This is a genomic window from Rhizobium sullae (genome assembly GCF_900169785.1).
Lineage (GTDB): Bacteria > Pseudomonadota > Alphaproteobacteria > Rhizobiales > Rhizobiaceae > Rhizobium > Rhizobium sullae.
In genome coordinates this window covers 1-302 of record NZ_FWER01000224.1, presented here as the reverse complement: position 1 = coordinate 302, position 302 = coordinate 1, and the positions used below count along the sequence as shown (strand labels likewise).

General features: G+C 63.6%; 1 protein-coding gene. It reads right to left on the bottom strand.

Annotated features, from left to right (window positions below):
- On the bottom strand, positions 1 to 302 hold a 302-nt coding region (locus tag BN1800_RS39880; RefSeq protein ID WP_210191329.1), incomplete at both ends, for a DUF5801 repeats-in-toxin domain-containing protein.

Below are 302 nucleotides of genomic sequence, written 5' to 3'. Positions count from 1 at the left end.
GCCGTGTCGACGATGCCGGTTGGGCCTGCCGCCGTCACGCCAAGTGCGTAGGTCAGCGTGCCGGCTCCGTCAGCGCCGAAGGCGGAGCTGAAGTTGGCCGCAAAGCTCTGCGTGGCGTTGGTCCCAAGAACCGTCTCGTCGACAGTCAGCGTCGGTTCTACGCCGGTGGTGGCAATCGTCGGGCCGTCGTCCTTGAAGTTGAGGTTCTTGCCGATGTCAAGGAAAGCCGATTGTTGATCGCCGTCCTTGTCGGTGATGGTCGCGGTGAGCTGGATCAGGTTGTCCGCAGCCAGGGTCGTGCT